General features: G+C 60.9%; 22 protein-coding genes. 8 read left to right on the top strand and 14 right to left on the bottom strand.

The window, feature by feature from the left end; translation table 11 throughout:
• Positions 1 to 88 precede the first annotated feature (88 nt).
• Positions 89 to 1738, bottom strand: coding sequence for an electron transfer flavoprotein-ubiquinone oxidoreductase (locus J4721_RS13875; protein WP_211002803.1), 1650 nt, complete (start codon positions 1736 to 1738; stop codon positions 89 to 91).
• Positions 1739 to 1895: 157 nt separating this feature from the next.
• The gene (soxR, locus tag J4721_RS13880) at positions 1896 to 2390 is read right to left on the bottom strand and encodes a redox-sensitive transcriptional activator SoxR (RefSeq protein ID WP_027248107.1); all 495 of its coding nucleotides are present in this window, start codon (positions 2388 to 2390) and stop codon (positions 1896 to 1898) included.
• Between the two features lie 165 nt (positions 2391 to 2555).
• Here soxR and J4721_RS13885 point away from each other — a divergent pair, with 165 nt between their 5' ends.
• From J4721_RS13885 to J4721_RS13895, 3 genes are all read left to right on the top strand, one after another.
• Positions 2556 to 2939, top strand: coding sequence for a VOC family protein (locus J4721_RS13885; protein WP_211002802.1), 384 nt, complete (start codon positions 2556 to 2558; stop codon positions 2937 to 2939).
• 531 nt (positions 2940 to 3470) lie between these two features.
• The gene (gene greA / locus J4721_RS13890) at positions 3471 to 3941 is read left to right on the top strand and encodes a transcription elongation factor GreA (RefSeq protein WP_014873433.1); all 471 of its coding nucleotides are present in this window, start codon (positions 3471 to 3473) and stop codon (positions 3939 to 3941) included.
• Between the two features lie 108 nt (positions 3942 to 4049).
• Positions 4050 to 5066, top strand: a complete 1017-nt coding sequence (locus tag J4721_RS13895; protein WP_014873432.1) for a hypothetical protein — start codon at positions 4050 to 4052, stop codon at positions 5064 to 5066.
• A gap of 11 nt (positions 5067 to 5077) precedes the next feature.
• On the opposite strand, the gene glp is transcribed toward J4721_RS13895, so the two are convergent.
• The 4 genes from glp to J4721_RS13915 all read right to left on the bottom strand — a co-directional run bounded on the left by glp (position 5078) and on the right by J4721_RS13915 (position 9313).
• Positions 5078 to 7216: a gephyrin-like molybdotransferase Glp gene (glp, locus tag J4721_RS19760; RefSeq protein ID WP_247656116.1), complete on the bottom strand. Its 2139-nt coding sequence runs from the start codon at positions 7214 to 7216 to the stop codon at positions 5078 to 5080.
• Between the two features lie 2 nt (positions 7217 to 7218).
• Positions 7219 to 7710 (bottom strand): molybdopterin-guanine dinucleotide biosynthesis protein B, encoded by a 492-nt coding sequence (gene mobB, locus J4721_RS13905; protein WP_076618799.1) that lies wholly within the window; start codon positions 7708 to 7710, stop codon positions 7219 to 7221.
• The gene (mobA, locus tag J4721_RS13910; RefSeq protein ID WP_211002801.1) at positions 7707 to 8348 is read right to left on the bottom strand and encodes a molybdenum cofactor guanylyltransferase MobA; all 642 of its coding nucleotides are present in this window, start codon (positions 8346 to 8348) and stop codon (positions 7707 to 7709) included. The genes mobB and mobA overlap by 4 nt, the downstream gene beginning before the upstream one ends.
• A 62-nt stretch (positions 8349 to 8410) precedes the next feature.
• On the bottom strand, positions 8411 to 9313 hold the full coding sequence (locus J4721_RS13915; RefSeq protein ID WP_014879020.1) for a formate dehydrogenase accessory sulfurtransferase FdhD: 903 nt from the start codon (positions 9311 to 9313) through the stop codon (positions 8411 to 8413).
• Positions 9314 to 9372: 59 nt separating this feature from the next.
• On the opposite strand from J4721_RS13915, the gene J4721_RS13920 reads away from it, so the two are divergent.
• Both J4721_RS13920 and J4721_RS13925 read left to right on the top strand, forming a co-directional pair.
• Entirely contained in the window at positions 9373 to 10098 is a 726-nt protein-coding gene (locus J4721_RS13920) for an AzlC family ABC transporter permease (protein WP_014873426.1), read from the top strand.
• A complete protein-coding gene (locus tag J4721_RS13925) occupies positions 10095 to 10430 on the top strand; it encodes an AzlD domain-containing protein (protein WP_014879019.1) in 336 nt (111 codons plus the stop codon). The genes J4721_RS13920 and J4721_RS13925 overlap by 4 nt, the downstream gene beginning before the upstream one ends.
• Positions 10431 to 10509: 79 nt before the next feature.
• On the opposite strand, the gene J4721_RS13930 is transcribed toward J4721_RS13925, so the two are convergent.
• From J4721_RS13930 to J4721_RS13955, 6 genes are all read right to left on the bottom strand, one after another.
• Positions 10510 to 11178: a hypothetical protein gene (locus J4721_RS13930; protein ID WP_371816071.1), complete on the bottom strand. Its 669-nt coding sequence runs from the start codon at positions 11176 to 11178 to the stop codon at positions 10510 to 10512.
• A gap of 8 nt (positions 11179 to 11186) precedes the next feature.
• Positions 11187 to 11321 carry an aa3-type cytochrome c oxidase subunit IV gene (locus tag J4721_RS13935; protein ID WP_014873423.1) on the bottom strand — a complete coding sequence of 45 codons (135 nt, stop codon included), beginning with the start codon at positions 11319 to 11321 and terminating at the stop codon, positions 11187 to 11189.
• A gap of 88 nt (positions 11322 to 11409) precedes the next feature.
• Positions 11410 to 12003, bottom strand: coding sequence for a hypothetical protein (locus tag J4721_RS13940; protein ID WP_247656117.1), 594 nt, complete (start codon positions 12001 to 12003; stop codon positions 11410 to 11412).
• Positions 11978 to 12442: a DUF6173 family protein gene (locus tag J4721_RS13945; protein ID WP_102887797.1), complete on the bottom strand. Its 465-nt coding sequence runs from the start codon at positions 12440 to 12442 to the stop codon at positions 11978 to 11980. Before J4721_RS13945 ends, J4721_RS13940 begins: the two co-directional genes overlap by 26 nt.
• Before the next feature lie 24 nt (positions 12443 to 12466).
• Positions 12467 to 13504: an MBL fold metallo-hydrolase gene (locus J4721_RS13950; RefSeq protein WP_211002800.1), complete on the bottom strand. Its 1038-nt coding sequence runs from the start codon at positions 13502 to 13504 to the stop codon at positions 12467 to 12469.
• Positions 13501 to 15207: an acyl-CoA dehydrogenase gene (locus tag J4721_RS13955; RefSeq protein ID WP_211002799.1), complete on the bottom strand. Its 1707-nt coding sequence runs from the start codon at positions 15205 to 15207 to the stop codon at positions 13501 to 13503. Before J4721_RS13955 ends, J4721_RS13950 begins: the two co-directional genes overlap by 4 nt.
• Before the next feature lie 132 nt (positions 15208 to 15339).
• Here J4721_RS13955 and J4721_RS13960 point away from each other — a divergent pair, with 132 nt between their 5' ends.
• Positions 15340 to 16287 carry an L-threonylcarbamoyladenylate synthase gene (locus J4721_RS13960; RefSeq protein ID WP_211002798.1) on the top strand — a complete coding sequence of 316 codons (948 nt, stop codon included), beginning with the start codon at positions 15340 to 15342 and terminating at the stop codon, positions 16285 to 16287.
• Between the two features lie 35 nt (positions 16288 to 16322).
• Here the strand turns inward: J4721_RS13960 and J4721_RS13965 are convergent, their stop codons facing one another.
• Positions 16323 to 16880, bottom strand: coding sequence for a YqgE/AlgH family protein (locus J4721_RS13965; protein ID WP_014879012.1), 558 nt, complete (start codon positions 16878 to 16880; stop codon positions 16323 to 16325).
• A gap of 178 nt (positions 16881 to 17058) precedes the next feature.
• Between J4721_RS13965 and J4721_RS13970 the strand changes: the two genes are divergently transcribed.
• Positions 17059 to 17913: a protein-disulfide reductase DsbD domain-containing protein gene (locus J4721_RS13970; RefSeq protein ID WP_102915607.1), complete on the top strand. Its 855-nt coding sequence runs from the start codon at positions 17059 to 17061 to the stop codon at positions 17911 to 17913.
• A 32-nt stretch (positions 17914 to 17945) separates the two neighbouring features.
• Positions 17946 to 18455, top strand: a complete 510-nt coding sequence (locus J4721_RS13975) for an NUDIX hydrolase (RefSeq protein ID WP_211002797.1) — start codon at positions 17946 to 17948, stop codon at positions 18453 to 18455.
• Positions 18456 to 18488: 33 nt separating this feature from the next.
• Here the strand turns inward: J4721_RS13975 and J4721_RS13980 are convergent, their stop codons facing one another.
• Entirely contained in the window at positions 18489 to 21884 is a 3396-nt protein-coding gene (locus tag J4721_RS13980) for an efflux RND transporter permease subunit (RefSeq protein WP_211002796.1), read from the bottom strand.
• Positions 21885 to 21888 lie beyond the last annotated feature (4 nt).

Raw genomic sequence — 21888 nt, forward strand, 5'->3', positions numbered from 1 at the left:
GAGCGCCACCCCATAACACGCAATGGGGCAGCCCGCAGGCTGCCCCTATTATTCCGGCAAATACCCGCCGAAACCGCTCGCGAAGCGATCACATATTCGGGTAGTTCGGCCCGTCCCCCCCCTGCGGGGTGGTCCAGGTGATATTCTGGCTCGGATCCTTGATGTCACAGGTCTTGCAGTGAACGCAGTTCTGGAAGTTCACAACAAACTCCGGTTTGCCATCCTTTTCGACCACCTCATAGACACCAGCCGGGCAGTAGCGCTGCGCAGGTTCGGCGAATTTGGGCAGGTTGACACTGATCGGCGTGTCCAGATTGCCCAACCGCAGGTGACAAGGCTGGCTTTCCTCGTGGTTGGTCGCCGCAAAGGCCACGTTGGTCAGACGATCAAAGGACAGCACGCCATCGGGCTTGGGGTAATCAATCGGCTTATGCTTGGAGGCTTCCTCGGTTGCCTCGGCGTCGTTTTTGCCGTGGCCCAAAGTGCCAAAGAAGGAAAAGCCAAAGAGGGTGTTGGTCCACATATCCACGCCACCAAAGGCCAGCGACGCGGTGAGGCCCCACTTCGACCACATCGGTTTGACGTTGCGCACTTTCTTGAGGTCTGTGCCGATCGCGCCACCGCGCACGCTTACCTCATAGTCGGCCAGCTCATCGCCCGATCGCTCCGCCTTGATCGCGTTATAGGCGGCCTCTGCAGCGGCTTTGCCCGACAGCATAGCGTTGTGGTTGCCCTTGATGCGCGGCACGTTGACCATGCCCGCAGAACAGCCCAGCAGGGCCACACCGGGCGCGACCAACTTCGGCATCGACTGATAGCCCCCTTCGGTGATCGCACGGGCGCCATAGGCGACCCGCTTACCGCCTTTCAGCAGCTCAGCCACCATCGGATGGTGCTTGAAACGCTGGAATTCCATGTAGGGATACAGATGCGGGTTCTTGTAATTCAGGTGAACCACGAAACCAACGTAAACCTGATTGTTGTCCAGGTGATAGATGAAGGACCCGCCGCCCGCGTTGGAGCCCAACGGCCAACCCATCGTATGGGTGACAGAGCCCTCTTTGTGCTTGGCGGGATCGATCTCCCAGATCTCTTTCATGCCAACGCCGTATTTCTGCGGCTCTTTGTCATCAGAGAGGCCGTATTTGGCAATCACTTCCTTGGAGAGCGAACCGCGCACACCTTCGGACAGGAACACATATTTGCCGTGCAGTTCCATCCCCGGTTCGGTGTTGGGACCATAGGAGCCATCAGCCTCCAGACCAAAGACACCGGCAACCACGCCTTTGACTTCGCCATTATCACCATAGACCAGTTCAGAACAGGACATGCCGGGGAAGATTTCGACGCCCAGTTCCTCTGCCTGCTCGGCCATCCAACGACAAACATTGCCCATAGAGACGATGTAATTGCCATGGTTGTTCATCAGCGGCGGCATCGGGAAGTTGGGGATACGGATCTGCCCCGCCTCGCCCAGCATGTAGAAATTGTCGTCCTTGACCGGCACGTTCAGCGGCGCGCCTTTTTCCTTCCAGTCAGGGATCAACGCATCCAGACCGCACGGGTCCAACACCGCACCGGACAGGATGTGCGCGCCCACTTCTGAGCCTTTTTCCAGCACCACGACCTGCAGGTCGCTGTCCAGTTGCTTCAGTCGGATCGCCGCAGACAGACCAGCCGGGCCTGCCCCAACGATCACAACGTCGTATTCCATCGCTTCACGTTCAATCTCGGCCATTGAGGGCTCCTTGGCTGTAGGTCTGGGCCATCCGATACGGACGGCGTGTCCTTGGCGTAATTTTGTTTCGCGGTTGCTTAGCGGTTGGCAGAGGCACTGGTCAATCCAAACTCTACGTTACACTGCTGTAGAACCCTCAAATGCGACAATTCGAGCGTCAGTTTTCGTCATTTGGAAGAGTATTCCCGTCGTTCACTGTTTCTGAGGGCTTATCTCCCATCAGATAGCGCGGCCCCTGCCCTTTGGCAGCGGCAGCATCATCCGGGTTGTACAGCTTGCATGTGGGCAAAGACAGGCAGCCGCAGCCGATGCAACCATCCAGATTATCGCGCAAACGCTCCAGCGTTTCGATTCGGGCATCCAGATGGCTACGAAAGGCGGCAGACAGATCGGTCCAATCTGCCTTGGTCGGGGTCCTCCCGCCCGGCAGACTTTTCAGAAAGTCGCGGATCTCCGGCAGGGTGAAGCCAAACTTCTGCGCAATCATGATGAAACTCAACCGCCGCAGATCAGCCCGATGAAATCGCCGCTGCCCGCCCGTATTGCGCCAAGGCTCAACCAACCCCTGTGCCTCATAGTAGCGAATGGCCGACACTGCGAGGCCCGTGCGCTCCGCCAGATAGCCGATGGTCAACCCGTGAGATGCAGCCATGGGATACTCCCTTACAGTCACTGAGCCCTTACAGTCCCTGAGATTTCGCAGCGCCAGAATCCGCAGACTGAGAAAAATCACAAAATATCAAAAAAATGCTTGAGCTAAAGTTAGGTTTAGAAATTACGACTCAATCAGGCAAGAGAAAACACAAAGGAGCCTGACATGACCGTACGTCTTGAACACGCAAACATCACCGTGTCCTCTCCAGAAACCACCGCAGCCTGGATGCAGGATGTATTTGGCTGGCACATTCGCTGGCAGGGGGAAGCCATCAGCGGCGGCTACAGCCTGCATGTGGGGGAGACCGACAGCTATCTGGCGCTTTACTGCCCTCCAGAACCACTGGCCGATGCCCCGACCAGCTACACCGTAAACGGAGGGCTCAATCATATCGCCGTTGTTGTCGATGATTTGGACACCGTCGAAACACGGGTCCGCGAGGCTGGCTTCACCCCAGGTGAGCATCACGACTATGAACCGGGTCGCAGGTTCTATTTCCGAGACCGGGACAATATCGAATTCGAGGTGGTACAATATGATGCTTGATCTTCTCTGGCACAGCAGCCACCCGCGCGCGGTTTTGCCCACCCGGCGGCGGCCCCCCGCCCCAAAGATGCTCTCACAGCAGCGCGCGACGATAGGCCAGCTGCAACAGATCCACCGATCTCCCCCGGTCGACCGCCTGATCAGCTTGCTACAGCGGCTGGATCCCCGGCCGCGGGTTCCCCGCCACAGCCTGACTGGCAAGACATCCGGCCTGCCGGAGGTTCCCTGACCCCATAAAGGCGCTGCCGCAATGATGACAAAACCGGACCTAAACTGGCCGACACGTTGCAAGTTTTTCGCCGACCCTCTGTCCGGGAACGTCTGAAAAAGCGGAGTTTTCCGCCTGTTGGCATGAAATCGCTGTGGACAGGCGACCCCGCCCTCTTGCATTCGGCGGCAGGATTGGGTCAGGTAAATGTGACACAACCGGTTTGTCCCGCTGTCAGTTCGGCAGTGGGACAAACCGGTTTTCCTATAGACGCGAACCGCCACGGCCGGTGGCCAAACCTGACACGATATCTGGACACAGACATGGAAAAGATCCCGATGACCCCAACGGGTCACGCCGCCCTCGAAACTGAGCTGAAGACCCTGAAATCGGTGGAACGCCCGGCGATCATCAAGGCCATCGCCGAAGCCCGCGAACTGGGCGATCTGTCGGAAAACGCCGAATATCATTCCGCGCGCGAAAAACAGTCCTTCATCGAAGGCCGCATCAAAGAGCTGGAGGGCATCCTGTCCCTGGCCGATGTGATCAACCCGGCAAAACTCTCCGGCGCGATCAAGTTCGGCGCCAAGGTCACCGTCGTCGACGAAGACACCGATGAGGAAAAGACCTGGCAGATTGTCGGCGAACATGAGGCCAATATCGAAGCCGGTCTTTTGAACATCAGATCACCCATCGCCCGTGCCCTGATCGGCAAAGAAGAAGGCGACAGCGTCGAAGTCCGCACCCCCGGTGGGGACCGCGCCTATGAGATCCTCAAGATCATCTACGCCTGACACACTGCATCGGCGTGGCGCGCCATATAGGCGCCCCGCCAATCTCACCCAGCCGCCGCGTCCCGCGGCATATGCCAACCCACCGCGCCCCTGTTTCCGAGCAACAGTATGACCCGTTCCAGTTCCCCAGCCGCAACGCCGCCCACCAGCGCCCTTGATACGCCACCGGAACGCCCGGTCTTTGGCCTCATTGAGGCCGCGGCACTCGGGCTCAGCGCCATGTGGTTTCTGGCAGTTGTCGCGATTTTTGTATTGGGCGGCACACCAGACGCGCCAGCAGCGGGATGGCCGGATATTCTGTTGCGCATCGTCGCGGTAATCCTGCCGGTGCTGCTCATCTGGGTGGGCGCCATCGCCCTGCGCTCAGCGCAGGTGATGCGGGATGAATCACAACGGCTCCACGCTGCCATCGACGGGATGCGCAACGCCTACATCGCCCATGCCCAACAGGCGGCCTCGGTTGCCGAACCTTCGGTGACCCGCAAGCTGGATGAAATCGCCGCCGCAACCCGCAAAACGGAAACGGCCCTCGCCACCTTCCACACCAGCCGTCGTGACCGGCCGATGCCTGGGATCGCCACCGCCGCCGCAGGGGGTGAGGTGACCGATCAGGGGCTTCTGGCACTTGGCACCCCTGCCGAGGATCTGGCCGCCCCCCTGCCCTCCGGCCAGTTGATCCGCGCACTGAACTTTCCAGAAACCGCAGAGGATGAGGAGGGCTTTGCCGCGCTCCGTCTGGCACTGCAGGATCGTAAGGCTGCACAGGTTATTCAAGCCGCGCAGGATGTGCTGACACTGCTCAGCCAGGACGGCATCTATATGGATGACCTGCGCCCCGATATGGCACGTCCTGAGATCTGGCGTCAGTTCGCCCAAGGTACCCGCGGGCGCGCCGTGGCCGCGCTTGGCGGCATCCGCGACCGCAGCTCCCTTGCGCTGACCTCCGCCCGGATGAAGCAGGATCCGATCTTTCGCGATGCGGCCCATCACTTCCTGCGCCGCTTTGATCAGATGCTGGCCGAGTTCGAAGAAGAGGCAAGCGATACAGATATTTCTTCGCTGGGCGAAACGCGCACCGCGCGCGCCTTCATGCTGTTGGGTCGTGTGGCTGGCACCTTCGACTAGGACCGCGCGGCTTACAGGCCGAAACTTGCGTAGGGAATGAAACGCACTGGGTCACCGGGTTGGATCGTCGCGGCGCCATCTGCCAGTTCAACCAAACCCTCCGCCCAGCTGAGCGAACTGACCCGCCCTGACCCTTCGGATTTGAACACCTCAACCTTGCCATCCCGCACACGGGCGCGCAGATACTCCCGCCGCCCCGGCTTTTTCCGCTTCTGAAAGGCCGCAGGCAGATCGAAGCCCTGCGGCAGGGCCCAACTTGCTCCCGCCATCAGCCCCATGGCCGGACGGGCAAAGATCAAGGTGCAGACCATCGCCGCCACCGGATTCCCCGGCAGACCAAACACCGGCACCCCCTGCCACAGCCCCAACGCCAGAGGTCGGCCGGGTTTCAAGGCAATCCGCCACTGCTGCATCGCGCCGCTTTCGCGCAACAATGCCGACATATGGTCCTCATCCCCCGCAGAGGCACCGCCGCTGGTCAAGATCACATCGACCCGTGTCGCCGCATGATCAAGACAGGCCCGCAAGGCCGCACGATCATCCGGCGCTTTGCCCAGATCCACAGCGACAAATCCCATCTGGGTCAGCACCCCCAACAACATCGGACGATTAGCATCATAGATCTGCCCTGCCACCGCAGGCTCGCCCGGCTCCACCAGCTCATCGCCCGTGGAGAGAACCCCAACCCGCAGCAACTGCCGCACTGGCAGTTCAGACACCCCCGTCGCCGAGGCCAGCGCCAGATCCGCAGGCGTAATCACCCGTCCCTTGGACAGGATCAGATCACCGGCCACAGCATCCTCGCCTGCCTTGCGGGTGTTGGCGCCCTTCTTCAACGGCCCGTGAAAGGCGATCTCGGCACCTTCCCGGCTGACGTCCTCCTCAAGGATCACGGTATCCACCCCCGGAGGCAGCGCCGCACCGGTCAGAATACGAATGGCCCGTCCGGCGGCGACTTCCCCCTCATAGGCCAACCCGGCAGCCGCCCGCCCCTCAGTGAGCGGCATGACCTGCGGGCCATCCTCTGCCGGGCCTGCAAACCCGTAACCATCCACGGCGGTATTCGCCTGCGGCGGGTTGCTGCGGGCCGCAAACACATCCTCGGCCAGAACCCTGCCAAGGCTTTCGGCCAGCGATACAAGCTCAACCGCAGTCACCGCGGTCAGGTTCTGTCGCAAATGCTCCAATGCAACATCCACCGGCGTCCAGTCCACCCCGGCAGGCAAAGCAAAGCAGTCATTGCGCAATGGCGGTGGGGCAAGGGTCTTTTTTACTTCTGTAATTGCCAGGCGGGCCCGTAGATCCAGCAACTGACCACAGCCAGCTCCGAGAATCCACGCCTCCTCCTTCGCATCCGAAGTTGGCGCGGTAAACAGAGAGGAAAGCGCCGTCTCATCCAATGCCGACAATGCCTGAGACAGTAGACGCACTTGCGTCTTGTCACGGATGTCATTCGCTTCATCATTAGCGGCGGCTTGCTTGACAGCTCCCTCAATCAGACCCGGCCAGACCTCGGCGAACACCAGACGGGCGCGGCCAATTTCCTGAAACGGCCAGACCTTAGCATGGTGCCGTTCGCGCAACCGCTCTAGTGTTGGCAACCCCATCAAGATCTGACTTCCAACCGTAGGATTGAAAAACAACTGGAAACACGACGATGCAGCTTTAGCGACCAGATCTGTTTTGCGCCTCTCAGGCACCAGATTATAAGCGATACCGGCTTTACGGTAAGGAATATCAGGCCATGCCTCTTCATTTGGCTTCCCCCAAAAAGGGCCATTGCCCGGAAAGGCCCGGTTCATTTCAGACGCAACCGCAAAGCGATTGTTCCGCCCCCTTTCATCATCAGTAATGCGTTCTGAGAGCCACCGCCAAACTGCAAAGGGGTCATCCTTGCCTGTTAACTGAGCCGCAAACCCCTTGGGGTAACCAAAAGGAAAATCGAACCCCGCTAAAACCCGTCGTCCTGCGGCTCGTTCAGCATCGAAAAAAGTGTTCAGCCAATGCTCGGCCTCAAGACGAGAACGACAATAAACTTGTTCCACCGATAACCCTGCGCGTGCAACGCCAAGCCAGATCGCATCCTTGCTCTCATTCACAGGCTTGCGGGTGGCCGCAGACCAGTCAGCAATAAGAACCGTATCAAACATCTTCAAAGCCCCAACTCCCCCGCGATAAAATCGGCAATCGCGGCCGTATCGTCCAGATCAAACACCGGTCGGTCCAGATGAAGTGGAACATCGCTGGCAACGGCGCGGATCGTCGCGTCCTCGGGCGCAATAAGCGTCTGCCCGGCCGCCGTACGATAAGCTTCGATCTTCGGGTGGGTCTCACGTTTGAACCCTTCGACCAACACCAGATCGACGGGGCGCAACCGGGACAGCAGCTCAACAAAGCTCGGTTCATCCGCTCCACGCAATTCCTGCATGATGGCCACCCGGTTTGGCGAAGCAAGGATAACCTCAGCCGCCCCCGCCGTCCTGTGACGATAGCTGTCGGTGCCCGGCTGATCCACATCCGTGCTGTGATGAGCGTGTTTTAACGTCGAGACGCTGTGGCCGCGCCGACAGAACTCAGCGACCAGTCGCTCCATCAAGCCGGTCTTGCCGCAGTTCTTCCAGCCCGTGACACCGTAGACCTTCATCGCAGCAATGCCTCCGCCCGCGCCAGATCATCCGGTGTATTGACGTTAAAAAAAGGATCAAACGGGTCAGCCTCAAACAGGGCTTCGCGCCCCTGGTGCTGATCCGTCCAGAGCACAACCTTACGCAGGCCACCCTGCAAGGCCGCACGCAGGTCATCGCGCAGGGCCACCGGCCAGAGGCCAAAGGTTGGATGTCGATTTACCCGGCTGCGCCCACCTGATTTCAGCTCTTCTCCGGTCCGCGGCGTTGTTGCCAGCACCAGTGGATGCATCTGCCCGGTGGCGCTTTCGCTGAGACGCGCGACGAGGTACTGCGGAAAAAAGGGCGTATCCGCTGCAACGGTCACGATGCTGTCAGCCCCCTGTTCCGCAGCCCAGTCCAATCCCGCCAGCACACCGGCCAGCGGCCCGGCAAACCCGTCAATACTGTCCGCAATCACCGGCAGCCCCAGGTCATCGAAACGCGCAGGCTCTCCGTTGGCGTTCAATGCCATCAGCTCCACCTGCGGCGACAGGCGGTCAATCACATGACGGATCAGGCTGCACCCGCCAACCTGCAGGCGCCCCTTGTCGCCGCCCCCCATGCGGGTGGCGAGACCTCCTGCGAGAATGATGCCCAATGGTCCGTTTTGTTTCATGACATCTCCTCTCAGCGCCCGAAATGAGGTGGTTTCAGAAGCATAGCCCGCATGGAAAGCGCCTATCGCTCCGCGCTTTTGCGCCGATGCGCCTTTGCCTCTACAGGCACTTTGGCCGGATCGGTATCCCGGATCAGCCGCGCCTCGCCCGACAGACAGATGAACCGCTGCCCTCGCATCCGGCCGATGAGTGTCAGGCCCAGCTCCTGTGCGATCTCGACACCCCAGGCGGTGAAGCCGGACCGCGACACCAGCACCGGGATCCCCATCATCGCGGTTTTGATCACCATCTCCGAGGTGAGCCGTCCGGTCGTATAAAGGATCTTGTCGGAGACCTCCGCGCCAGTGCTCTGGATCCAACCCGCAATCTTGTCCACGGCGTTATGCCGCCCCACGTCCTCCATATAGACCAGCGGGCGATCCTCCTGACACAGCACCGTGCCGTGAATGGCGCCTGCCTCAAGATAGAGCGAGGGGGTGCGGTTGATTTTATGCGCAAGTGCATAAAGCCAGGAGCTGCGTACGGGTGTCTGTGGCAGCACGACCCCCTCGAGCCCCTCCATCATATCGCCAAACACAGTGCCCACGGCACAGCCGGATGTTCGGGTCTTTTTCTGCAGCTTATCCTCATAAGAGGTCTCAACGGCGGTTCGCACCACCACCGTCTCCAGCTCTTCGTCATAATCGATGGCCGTAATCTCATCACCGGGGTGCAACATACCCTGATTGCGCAGAAAGCCGAGCGCCAGATACTCAGGATAGTCCCCGATGGTCATCGCCGTCACGATTTCCTGACGGTTGAGGTAGATCGTCAGCGGCCGTTCCTCCACCACCGAGATTTCCGTTACCGTGCCGGCGTGATCGATTCCCTGAACCGCCCGCGTCAGCCGGACATCTGCGGGCGCAGGGGCGATCACGTATTCAGCCAATACCGACGCCAGATCAGAGCCTTCTTCAGCCATCATCAATTGCAAACCTCCGCCACCAGGCTTATGCCATCTGAGTAGTAACCTAGGACCAGATCATGGCAATCACCACCACGAAATCGGCGTTTTGGAAGGGCTTTCGTGATGGCGCACCTTTCCTTCTGGTGTCCGGACCATTTGGGCTACTGTTTGGCGTTCTCGCCGCCGAAGCGGGACTGATTGTCCCCGAAGCAATGATCTTCTCGCTCTCTGTCTTCGCCGGGTCGGCACAGTTTACTGCTTTGCAGCTGATGGAGGAAAACACGCCACTGGTGATCATCCTGATTTCAGCTCTGGCCGTGAATCTGCGGGTCGCGATGTATTCGGCATCGCTCACACCGTACCTCGGCGGCGCCCCGTTGTGGCAGCGCGCCTGTGCGGCGTATCTGACGGTTGATCAGTCTTATGCGCTCTCGATTGTGCAGTTCGAAACCCATCCGCAGATGACCCTATCACAGCGCATGGCTTATTTCTTTGGCACCAATGGCTGCGTGGCGCCGGGCTGGATGGTCGCAACCTATATCGGTGCATTGGTCGGCACCCAGATCCCGGCGAGCTGGGGGCTCGATTTTGTCTTGCCGCTCGCGTTTCTGGCCATGATCGGACCAATGCTGCGGACGCCGGCCCACGTTGTCGCCTGTTTCGCCGCCGTCGTCACTGCCCTGCCTGCAACTGCGCTGCCCTATAACCTTGGCCTGATTGTTGCAGGCCTCGTCGGCATGATGGCCGGTGCCCAGGCCGAGGTCTGGCTGGAGCGCCGCCAAATTGCAAAGGACCCGTCATGACCCAGTCCCCCGATCCGACGCTGCTCTGGACTATTATTATTGGCCTTGCCATTGGCAGTTTTGCCCTGCGTTTCGCCTTTATCGGGCTGATGGGTGGGCGCAGTATGCCACCATGGCTGATGCGCCATCTGCGGTACACTGCGGTGGCGATCATTCCGGCGCTGGTGACACCTCTCGTGGTCTGGCCGACGCCAACAGGCGGCACGCCCAGTCTCCCGCATCTGGCGGTCGCCGCCGCTGTCTTTGCGCTTGGCTACTGGACGCGAAATGTGCTGATCGCCATGGGCAGCGGCGCGATCGGTTTCCTGCTGCTGTTTCTGTTCTCAGGCTGATCTATTCCGGCAAAAAGCAAAAGCCGCAGGCGATGCTGCGGCTTTTCAATATCTTCGGTCCTGGCAAGCGCCGAGGTGATCAGCCGCCCGCGTTCAGCGCCGCGTTATTCTTCGCCAGCCCCTCTTGCAGGTCTGCGCTGTCATTTTCCCGGTAGCGCTCCGTTGTGACACCCGGCAGGGCGCCGAACTGCTCAGACAGATTGCCTGGATAGAAGGTCACGTTCAGGCTTTCCAAACCTGGAACCTGTTTCAGGATCGATGCCGTCGCATTGGCACAAAACGCACCCGGCACGCGCCCGTTCGCCCGAACCAGTTGATAGGCCCGTTGCGCCTGCTCCGGTGTCACCTCAAGTCGCTGCACCACCACATGATGCGTGCTGCGCGCATGAGACCCGCGATAGGCCTTCTCTACGCCCGGCGTGATACCGAACAGCACATCGTCGCGCTCTGGCACCACATCCGCATAGAACGAGCCCGCCGGATCAAAGATCACCCGCTCCGAGGCGTTGACCATCAGCGATGTATGCGCGCCCTTGCCGGTGCGGTTGTTGATCATGGTGTAGAGCGTCAGTGCAGGCGGACCATTGTGACGATAGGCCACCCGCTCCAGCGTGGCGTCATCGGCATTTGGCTGCTGCTGGGCTGCACAGGCCGTCAGCGCGGCAACTGCCAGACCGAGAGCTGCAAATCGCAACCCAGTCGGCAGCCACCGGACACCGGAACGCACGTTGAGATCAGAACCACTCACGAGGGTGATCAGGTAGCGAAGATTGCAAGGAAGACCGCAAAGAGCAGCGCCGCAATGCAGAACCGAGTGGTGAATTTGAGGAAGCCGTTGTAGGTCTTTTCCTGAACGGTGATATCCATCGAACCGTGCTTATGGTCAGCCATGTGTCCATTCCTATTCGCGTCTGTTTTCCGCTGAATACTGGATTTCGCAGACCCTGTCACCACGTCAATCGGGCGCAGCCGGATCAAATCAGCGGGTGGAATTGCCACGACAGGGCCGATAGCCATATCCCCAACGCCAACTCAACCCACTGCAAGGCGCGCCGCCGAATCGCACGGCCGCGTAGATCGCTGCCGCCACTGGTGACGCAAGATTGGCGATTGTGGGGTCTTTGGCGCTCAGATTTGTCTCTACGCAGCGGCGCAGAGCCTGATCCGCGGCCAGCCGCGCACGTTGGCTGGTCGCCGCCAGTTCCACCTCGTCCGACACGGTTGGATCTGCACCGCCAATCCCAGCCGCGTTGTGATATTTCCGGTCATGGGCAATGCAGCACACCTCAAATGGCGGTCCGCCATCAGCCCCAGACTTTCCGCTCAGCTGCCGCCAGATCGCTGACAGACCACCGCTGCAGCCGTCCGTGGTGAACGGTGCAGTCTTCCCCCCAGCCGCTGCGACCTCCTGCATCAGCGCGCGATGCGCGGCGCGCTCCAGTCGCTCCCAATATCCGGTCGGCACATCCGTATCCGCGTCAGCAACGCCCGCGACGATGCAGCAAAGCAGCGCAAGGCCGCCCCACAGGGATAGCACCAGCCGACGATCAGGTGTCAGACCCGTCGCCCTCAAGATCAGAGACCAGACGAAAGCCGATCCGATTGGCGGGTGCCGCCTCATTGCGCTTGGGCAACGCCCGTAACATCACGTTCAGCTGGCTGACATGCTGCACCAGTTGCGTGCGCGCGCCGCTGGAATCGCTCCCGTAATATGTGATCATATCGGGATCAAAATAGCCCATGCCTTCAATCCGCATCACGCCCGCATCGCCACCGGCAAAGCCCATGGCAACCTCATGCTCGCCATCCAGCTGTTCCTCGAAATTCTTGATATAGAGGATCAGCCGTTCATAGGCCCAGCGTGCAGCGCTCTTATCTGCAACCGGCTTTTGCAGCGGCTCAGGCAGCTTTTTGATGCCTGAGCAGGCATCAGGATCTGAATGGACCTCATGTACACAAGGTAGAATAGCCGCCTCGACGGCCTCGGCGCTTGTTGCGATCTCATCTGTCATGATCTCTCCCTTTCCAGGGGTCGATCACCCCTTGCGCTGGTAGAGCCAGGCCCCGTCAGCCCGGCGGCTGCGGTCCACCTGACCCAGATGGTACAGATGATTTACATGGGCCACCGCCTCGACCAAAGCAAGCCCGTATTCCCCGCCCCCGATCTTGCGCTTGAACAGCGGCGCAAAGCACTCAGCCGCAGTCCGCGGCTCATCCAGATGGTCAAGCAACCGCGCCAGCGCACCGTGATGGTTGTCAATGAGCTGCGCCATGCGATGCGGCAGGCCGAGGAATGGCAACTTATGCCCGCCCAAGGCCAGTTGATCAGCCCGTGTCAGTGGTGCCAGAAGCTCGCAGGCCTCCAGCCACTCCGCCACCGGATCGGCCATCGGTTCCGTCGCATAAACGCCGATATTGGGGCTGATAGAGGACAGGATCTGATCGCCGGTGATCACCAGATTGTCATCGCGGCTCCAGAAGGTTGCATGCTCAGGCGCGTGACCATTGCCCATGTGGATGTCCCAGTCACGCCCACCCATGCGCAGCACATCACCCTGTTTGATGCGGGTAAACCCAAGCGGCATGGGATAAACCGTATCGGAGAAATTGAATGGCCGCTCCGCCACCCGCGCGTCATAGATTGCCGGATCCATTCCGGCACTGCGATAAAACGCCAGTGTCTCCTCCGGCCAGCTCTCCTGCACGTCCAGTGTCAGCATACGTGCAAACAGCCAGGCTGTGCGCGTGGTCACCAGCTCCGCACCATGCTCCGACTGGAACCACCCCGCATTGCCGATATGATCCGGGTGATGATGCGTCACGACCACCCGGCGAACCGGTTTGCCGCCCAAGGGTCCCGCCATCAGCTGCTCCCAGATCCGACGGGTCTTGTTCGACGACATACCCGTGTCCACGACGGTCCAGCCATCGCCGTCATCCAGAGCATAGACGTTCACATGGTCCAGCTTCATCGGCAGTGGCAAGCGCATCCAGAGGACGCCCTCCGCCACCTCGATCGCCTCGCCCTGCGCGGGTGGCTCAGCCCATGGGCCGTCTGGGCGCGGACTGGTCATCCGTCGGCCAGCTCATCCAAAGTCAGCGCCCGAGCGCCCGCGCTCCCTGCCTGCGCATGGGCCAGCAGTGCAGCATGTTCCGGCAACATCCGGTTGATGTAGAAACGCGCCAGCTTCTCACGCGGGCCACCGATATCAGCCATCGCCGCCGCCAGGTGGTAATGCCCGCCCAGAACCCGCGCAAATGCATGCAGGAACGGCACCGCCCCGGCGAAACGCTCGTCCATATCATCCTGTGCCGTCAGCCATTCGGTCGCCTCGCGCAGGGATTCGCAGGCCTGCCAGACCGCTTCGGCCATATTCGGATGGGTGGTGCGCGCGCGCTCGGCCTGTTCCTCGATCTCGTCGATCAAACGGTGCGCCATATCGCCACCGTCCATCATCTTGCGCCCCACCAGATCCATCGCCTGAATGCCGTTGGTGCCCTCGTAGATCGCCGTCACACGTACATCACGATAGAACTGCGCCGCGCCGGTTTCTTCAATGAATCCCATACCGCCGTGCACCTGCACACCGGTCTCAGAAACCCGCATCCCGGTTTCAGTGCCAAAGGCCTTGGCAATCGGCGTCAGGAAGGCAGCCCGCGCTGCCCACTCCTGCGTCGCGGTGGCCGTCTGCATATCAATCGCCTGCGAACAGGCCAGAAGGATCGCACGGGCAGCAAACAGATCTGCCTTCATCTCCATCAGCATCCGGCGTACATCCGCATGATCAACGATGGTGCCAGAGGCAGATTTTCCCTGCTTGCGCTCCAGCGCATAGGCCAGCGCCTTTTGATAAGCTGCTCCAGCAATGCCAACGCCCTGACCACCAACACCCAGACGGGCATTGTTCATCATGGTAAACATCGCCGCCAGACCACCGCCCGGCTGGCCAATCATCCAGCCGATCGCACCATCATATTGCATCACGCAGGTTGGTGAACCATGCAGACCCATCTTGTGTTCCAGGCTTACCACCTTCAGGTCGTTGGCTTTGCCGGGATTCCCCTCAGCATCGGGCAGGTACTTGGGCACCAGAAACAGGGAAATTCCCTTGGTGCCGGGTGCCGCATCAGGCAGGCGCGCCAGCACCAGATGGCAGATATTGCCCGCAAAATCATTGTCACCCCAGGAGATGTAAATCTTCTGCCCGCTGATCGCATAGGTACCGTCGTCCAACGGATCCGCCTTCGAGCTGAGCGCCCCCACATCGGAGCCGGCCTGCGGCTCGGTCAGGTTCATGGTGCCGGACCATTCGCCGGAGATCAGCTTCGGCAGATAAAGCGACTTGATCTCATCGCTGGCGTGATGTTCCAGCGCCTCGATCTGACCCTGGCTCATCAGCGGTGCCAGCTGCAGCGACAGACAGGCGCCCGACATCATTTCATTTACGGCGGTGGTCAGGGTCATCGGCAGCCCCATGCCGCCAAACTCCTCAGAGGCGCTCATACCGATCCAGCCCCCCTCGGAGATCGCCTGCCACCCTTCGGCATAGCCCGGCGATGTGCGCAACACCCCGTTTTCCAGATGTGCCGGCTGGAGGTCCCCGCCCCGGTTCAAGGGCGCCATCACCTCATCACAGAATTTTCCGGCTTCGGTCAGAATCGCAGTCACGACATCGTCGCTCGCCTCGCTAAACCGGTCGGTTGCGGAAATATCGCTATAGCCAACGATGTGGTTCAGAAGAAACTGATACTCGGGAACGGGGGCACGGAAGGTCATGTCTGGCCTCTTTCAGAGAGAGCTGGTCGGGGCAGCCTTGGCATCATTGCCCCAAACCTTTATGTTGAACGTCTTGTCCGATTACCTAACCGGGCCCCTTATTCAAGCAACCAAAACGCCGCGTCACCAGCCATGTCCAGCCCTACATCCCGCCTCCTGACCGCTCAGCCGCAGGAAATCAGCACCGCTGCGGACCTGTTGAAGGAGGGCCAGCTTGTCGCCTTTCCGACAGAAACCGTCTACGGACTGGGCGCCGACGCGCGCCAGACCAACGCGGTTGAGGCGCTTTATGCCGCCAAGGGACGCCCCAGCTTCAATCCGCTGATCGCGCATGTCCATTCGGTCGAAACAGCCCGGCGCCATGTGATCTGGTCTGATATCACCGACACGCTGGCGGAGGCCTTCTGGCCTGGCCCGCTGACGCTGGTCCTGCCGCTGCGTGAGGACCACGGTATCTCGCCTCTGGTCACCGCCGGGCTGAACACCCTCGGTATCCGTATTCCTGCCCATCCCGCCGCCCGCGCGCTGCTATCGGTGCTGGATGGCCCGGTTGCCGCGCCTTCGGCCAATCCATCGGGCAGGATCAGTCCGACAACCGCAGCCCATGTCATCGCCGGTCTCGGTGGACGCATTGCTGCAATTGTTGATGATGGCCCCTGCGGCGTTGGCGTGGAGTCAACAATCATCGGGCTGGCTACCGGCACCCCCCTGTTGCTGCGTCCCGGTGGACTCGCCACAGAAGAGATTGAAGCGGTTCTGGGCCACACCCTGCATTTGCGCGATGCCAGCGATCCGCTGACCGCGCCGGGGCAGCTGCTGTCGCACTATGCCCCCCGCGCCAGCGTCCGCCTGAACGTGACAACCCCGCAAGACGGCGAACTCTACCTTGGTTTTGGCGCCATGGAGTGTGATTTGAACCTCTCCGCCAGCGGCGACCTGCGCGAGGCGGCAGCGCAATTGTTTGGTCACCTGCACCGCCTCGATGCCAGAGCGCAGCCCATCGCAGTCGCCCCCATACCGGAGGCCGGACTGGGCGTCGCCATCAACGACCGCCTGCGCCGCGCCGCGGCGCCGCGCTGATCGGCAGCCCCCAAACGTCAGCTTATCTTGATCGGTCAAGCGTGACCGGCACTGGTCGACAGGGTCAGCGGATCAACACCCAGCGACCGCAAGGCCGCCTCCCATTTGGTGATATCATCCAGATCAAACACCAGCTCCGGTGTTGCCGGAGCGTTCAGCCAGCCATTGTTGGCGATTTCCGTTTCCAACTGTCCCGGGCCCCAACCTGCATAGCCCAGCATCACCATGACCTGTTCAGGCCCGCGCCCCATTGCGATGTCTTCCAATACATCCACGGTCGCAGTCATTGAAAACGCCTCTGCCACCCGCAGAGAACTGACGTTGGATTTATACTCAGGCGAATGCAGCACAAAGCCACGCTGCGTCTCGACCGGTCCACCGAAACGGACCGGCAGCGCCGCCTCCTCTGCACTGCGCGGTGTGATATCCAGTTGTTCCAGAAGGTTGGACAAATCGACACCCGCAGCGGGCTTGTTCACGATCAACCCCATTGCGCCATCGTCTTCATGTGAGCACAGCAAGATCAGCGAATGTTCAAACCTCGGGTCACCGATGCCGGGCATCGCAATCAGCAGTTCGCCGGTAAGATCCATATGAAGCTGTCGTCCTTTTTGTAATTGCCGTCATCCGTAGAGCGGCGACGGGCCTGCCCTTTCACAATGGCCACCCACAGCAAGAGGTTCAAGGCCAAGCCGTACCAAAGCGCCGACTCACCGGCGCTGACCGGAACGTGACTTGGCATTTCAGGCGGAATTGCGCATGTAATCTGGCATGAAGACACATCGGTTTCTCTCTGCTCTCGCAACAGCTGCCAGATCACTGGCGAAGGGTCTTGGCACACCTCTTGTGCTGGGACTGCTAGCCTTGCCCGCCAGCACATCGGCCGAGCAAATGTCCGACATCGTGCAGATTGAGGTGCTGGATGGGGGCGCGACCCGGCGCGGCACCCATATGGGTGCATTGCGACTGACGCTCTCGGAGGGCTGGAAAACCTACTGGCGCGCACCCGGTGACGCCGGCATCCCACCCCGGTTCAGCTGGCGGGGCTCGCGCAACGTCGGTGCCGTCGAAATCCGCTGGCCCACGCCCGAGGTTTTTCTGACCTCCGGATTTCGCACCATCGGCTACCATGACCAACTGGTGCTTCCGATTGAAATCACCCCCGCCAAACCGGGCCAGCCACTGCGACTGAAAGGCCGGATGGAGCTGGGCATCTGTAAAGATGTCTGCATCCCCTCCGAACTGCGCTTTGATCGCCCGCTAAAACCCGACAGCCGCCGCAATCCGGCGATTATTGCAGCGCTGGCCGATCGTCCGTGGTCGGCCAAAGAAGCCGGCGTGCAGGCCGCAACCTGTGCGATCACACCCAGCCGCTACGGCATGGAACTCGTCGCCCGGATCACCATGCCCAGCGCAGGCGGAGATGAGATCGTGGTGGTTGAGCCCGGCCCTCCCACCTTGGTGACTACCGAGACGACAACCACCCGGCAGGGCCGCCACCTGACTGCTAAGACCGAGATCATCTCCGCTGAGGGTGGCCCCTTCGCCGTTGATCGCTCACAGATGCGGTTTACCGTGCTGGGGCGCAACCACGCGGTGGACATTCAAGGCTGCACCCGACACTAATAAGGGGATGATCAGCCGGATCGGATCCAGCCATGTCCAACGAAGCAGCCGCCCCTGATAACTCCGGTGGTCCCAATCAGCCCCTGCGCCCGATCCTTGGCGCTCTCGCCGTGGTCTGCCAATCCAGCCAAAGCGGCGATCAGGTGGTCCTCGTCCAGCGCAGATCGCCCCCGAATGCAGGCTGGTGGGGTTTCCCCGGCGGCCATGTTGAACTGGGCGAAACCGCGATGCAGGCTGCCGCCCGTGAACTGCTTGAAGAAACCGGGGTCATCGCAACCCCGCGCGAAGTCCTGACTCATGTCGATGTCATGCTGCGCGATGAAGCCGGCGAGGTTCAACGACAGTATCTCTTGGTCGCTGTGCTCTGTGACTACGTCTCCGGCCAGCCGGCCCCGGATGATGATGCCCTGCAGGCGCAATGGGTGCCGGTCGCCGATCTGACCAGCCGTTTTGGCGCCACCCCTGACCGTATGCTGATCGATCAGGTGGCGGAGGTTGCCGCCCTTGCCCAGAAACGGCAGCATCGCACAACGGGCGCCTGACCTTCATTCGCCATTCGAACAGGTGGCAGCCGCTCATCGGATACCTGCGCGACGTCCCCCCAGCATCCGCGCTGTGACATAGCTCATCAGGCTCAGCAGCACCGCACCGGCCACGAACAGCAACAGGGCAGCGCGCAGTGGATCCATCTCCACCAGCTCCGGCGCGGCGGCTCTCAGCACCGGATGCAGCGCCCCAACCGCCATCGCATAGCCAACAGTCAGCGCCAGCCACAGGATCTGCGCCGCACCAAGCCCCAGCGTCAGCCAACGCAGGTCGCCAGCCCGCGACGACATCCCCCGCCGCAGCGCTGCAAAGGGACGCGCCACATCTGCCTGCACCGCCACCAACGCGGGCACAACCAGCAGCACCAGGAACATGCCGAAGCCAAGGCCATAGACCAGCGTGATCACTGTGGGTTTAAGAAACTGCGCTTGCTGCGAGCCTTCATACATCAACGGAGCCAGCCCCAGAACGGTCGTCAGAGTCGTCAGCATCACCGGTCGCAACCGATCTGCAGCTCCATCAATGATCGACGGGATCAGCCCGCGCTCTTCTGCGTATTCGTCAATGGTTGTCACCAATACGATCGAGTCGTTGATGATGATGCCTGTCATCCCCAAAAGGCCAACCACAGTGAACATCGACAGCGGCACCTCCCAGAGGTAGTGCCCCCAGATCGTCCCGACGAGGCCAAAAGGAATGATCGCCATAACCACCACGGGCCGCGTCCAGCTGGCAAAGATCCATGCCAACACCAGATAAATCCCCGTCAGGCACAGGATCAATCCAGTTCTGGCGTCATTCAGAAATTCGTTTTCCTGCTCACTCAGCCCAGCCAATTGCCAATCCACCTGTCGCTCGCTGGCGATCTTCGGCAGGATCTCTTCTTGCAGCGCTGTGACAATTGCCTGTGCCCGTGCCGGATCATCCTCTGAGATGTCCCCGGTGACACTGATCACACGGACACCATTTTCACGTCGCACGGTGGAAAACCCGGTACGCTGGGTCACCGACACGATATCGGCCAAGGGCAGATAGACCCCTGCCGGGCTGCGCATCAGCGTGCGCTCCAGGAAATCGGCGGTCAACTCACCCTCCGGCAGTTCGACCCGGATTGCGGCACTGCGCGGGCCATCCGGATAGGTTGCCGCCTCTATGCCGTTCAACCGTGCCCGCAAGGCCCGCCCCAGCGTCTCCACCGTGAATTCCAGCGCGCGCCCCTGCGGTGTCAGTTCAAGCACCAGCTCTTCCTTGTCATAGGCAAGATTGTCCTCAACCGCCGATACCTCCGGGTAGCGCAGGACAGAGGTTTTCAGATCCTCGGACGCTGCTTTCAGCACCTCGACAGCAGCGCCGCTGAACTGCACATCCAATGCATCGCCACCAGGACCCGACCGCCAGCCTCTGAACGATACCGTCTCCGCGAGCGGGTGACGGCGCACACTCTCCTGCAGCTCCGCCACAAAGGCAAAGCTGGAGTATGGGCGCAGATCGGCATCAATCAGCTCAATCGAAATCCCACCCAGAAGATCGCTGTCCTTGGCATCCACCCCGGCCAGACCACGCCCCGCATTGCCGCCAATCTCGGCCATGACAAAATCAACCGGGTTGCGGCCATGCCGTGCCTCGTAGTCCTGTCCCAGCGCCTCTACCGCGCGCTGCATTTCCTGCATCATTGCAAGCGTATCCGCCCGCGTTGCCCCCTCAGCCATGGCAAAATTTCCGGTGACCGATCCGCGCTCCGGCGCGTTGAAAAACCGCCATTTGACGTCGCCGCCGATGAACAGCGCCAGCTGGCTCGCCAGGATCACCGCAGCAGCGGCCAGCACCACGTAGCGGGCGCGAACCACCAGCGCCATCAAAGGCCGGAACAGAGTGTCGCGCAGGCGGCGGAACCCCCGGTTTACCACACGACTGGGCAGGTCATACCAATGCTCCTTGGCACTATGTGCCAGCGCATGAGCCAGATGATTTGGCAGGATCAGGAAGCATTCGATCAGCGATCCCAGAAGCACCGCAATCACCGTCAGAGGGATATCTCGGATCAACTCGCCAAACCGCCCACCAATCGACACCAATCCGAAAAACGCGATAACCGTGGTCAATGTGGCTGCGAAAACCGGCATCGCCATGCGGCGCGCGGCGTTCTCTGCCGCGGCAACCGGGTGTTCGCCCAGACGCCGCGCACGGAAATCGGCATGTTCCCCCACCACGATTGCGTCATCCACCACAATGCCAAGGGTGATGATCAGGCCAAACAGGCTGATCATATTGATGGTCAGCCCCGCCATATACATCAGCGCAATGGCGGCAAACATTGCTGCCGGAATGCCTGCGGCCACCCAGAAGGCAATGCGCGCATTAAGAAACAAGAACAGCAGCGCCAGCACCAGACCCAGCCCCATCAGCCCATTATCGACCAGGATATCCAGACGCCCGGTGATCGCTTCGGCGCGGGTGCGGATCAGATCCGCACTGACACCATCCGGCAGGCTGGCTTGCAAGGCTTCCACCACATCTTCGACCTGATGCTGAATATCGATGGCGTCGCCCTGATCCGACCGGTCCACCCGGATCGACATCGCAGGGTTGTCCCCGACAAAATAGGAGCGATTGCGATCCACGCCCTCGACCCGGATCGTAGCAACGTCACCAACCGTCAGGGCCGACCCATCCGGATTGGTTCGCAACACGATGCCCCCCAGCTCATCCGGCGTGCGTTTCTCACTGCCAGTGCGGATGCGCGCATTGGCGCCACTCACGTCACCAGCCGGATTGGCGTCAACCTCCGCCGCAATCGCCGCCGCGATATCGGCCATTGCGATATCGTGGGCGATCAAACTGGCAGAAGGCACTTCGACCATGGTTTGCGGAGCAGCAATGCCCCGGATCGTGGTGCGGGTGACACCCACCTCAAACAGACGTACCACCAGCTCATCCGCAAACAGTCCCAACTGGCGCGGTGCGATTGGCCCAGTGATCACCACATCCGTGACCCGATCGCGCCACGCCCCGCGACGCACACTCGGGTCTTCGGCTTCCTCCGGCAGTGTGGTGATCCCGTCTACGGCACTCTGCACATCATCCGCCGCGCGCGCCATGTCCCAGCCCGGCTCAAAGTCCAGCGAGATGCTGGCGCGCCCCTCGCGCGATGTGGCACTGGAACTTTCGACCCCGTCAACCGCCAGCAGTGCAGGTTCCAGCGCCTGCACAATGGCGCTGTCGATGTCCTCAGGCCCGGCCCCTTCCCATTCGACAGAGACTGACACCCGGTCCACAATCACATCCGGAAAGAACTGCGCCCGCATATTGGGAATCGCCGCTGCGCCCAGCACCAGCAGCAGTACCAAAAGCAGGTTCGACAAGGTCCGGTGACGGGCAAAATAGCTCAGAACGCCGCCAGCCGAGCGGGGGAGGTTCCGCAGCATGACC

The organism is Phaeobacter sp. HS011 (assembly GCF_018101215.1).
GTDB lineage: Bacteria > Pseudomonadota > Alphaproteobacteria > Rhodobacterales > Rhodobacteraceae > Phaeobacter > Phaeobacter inhibens.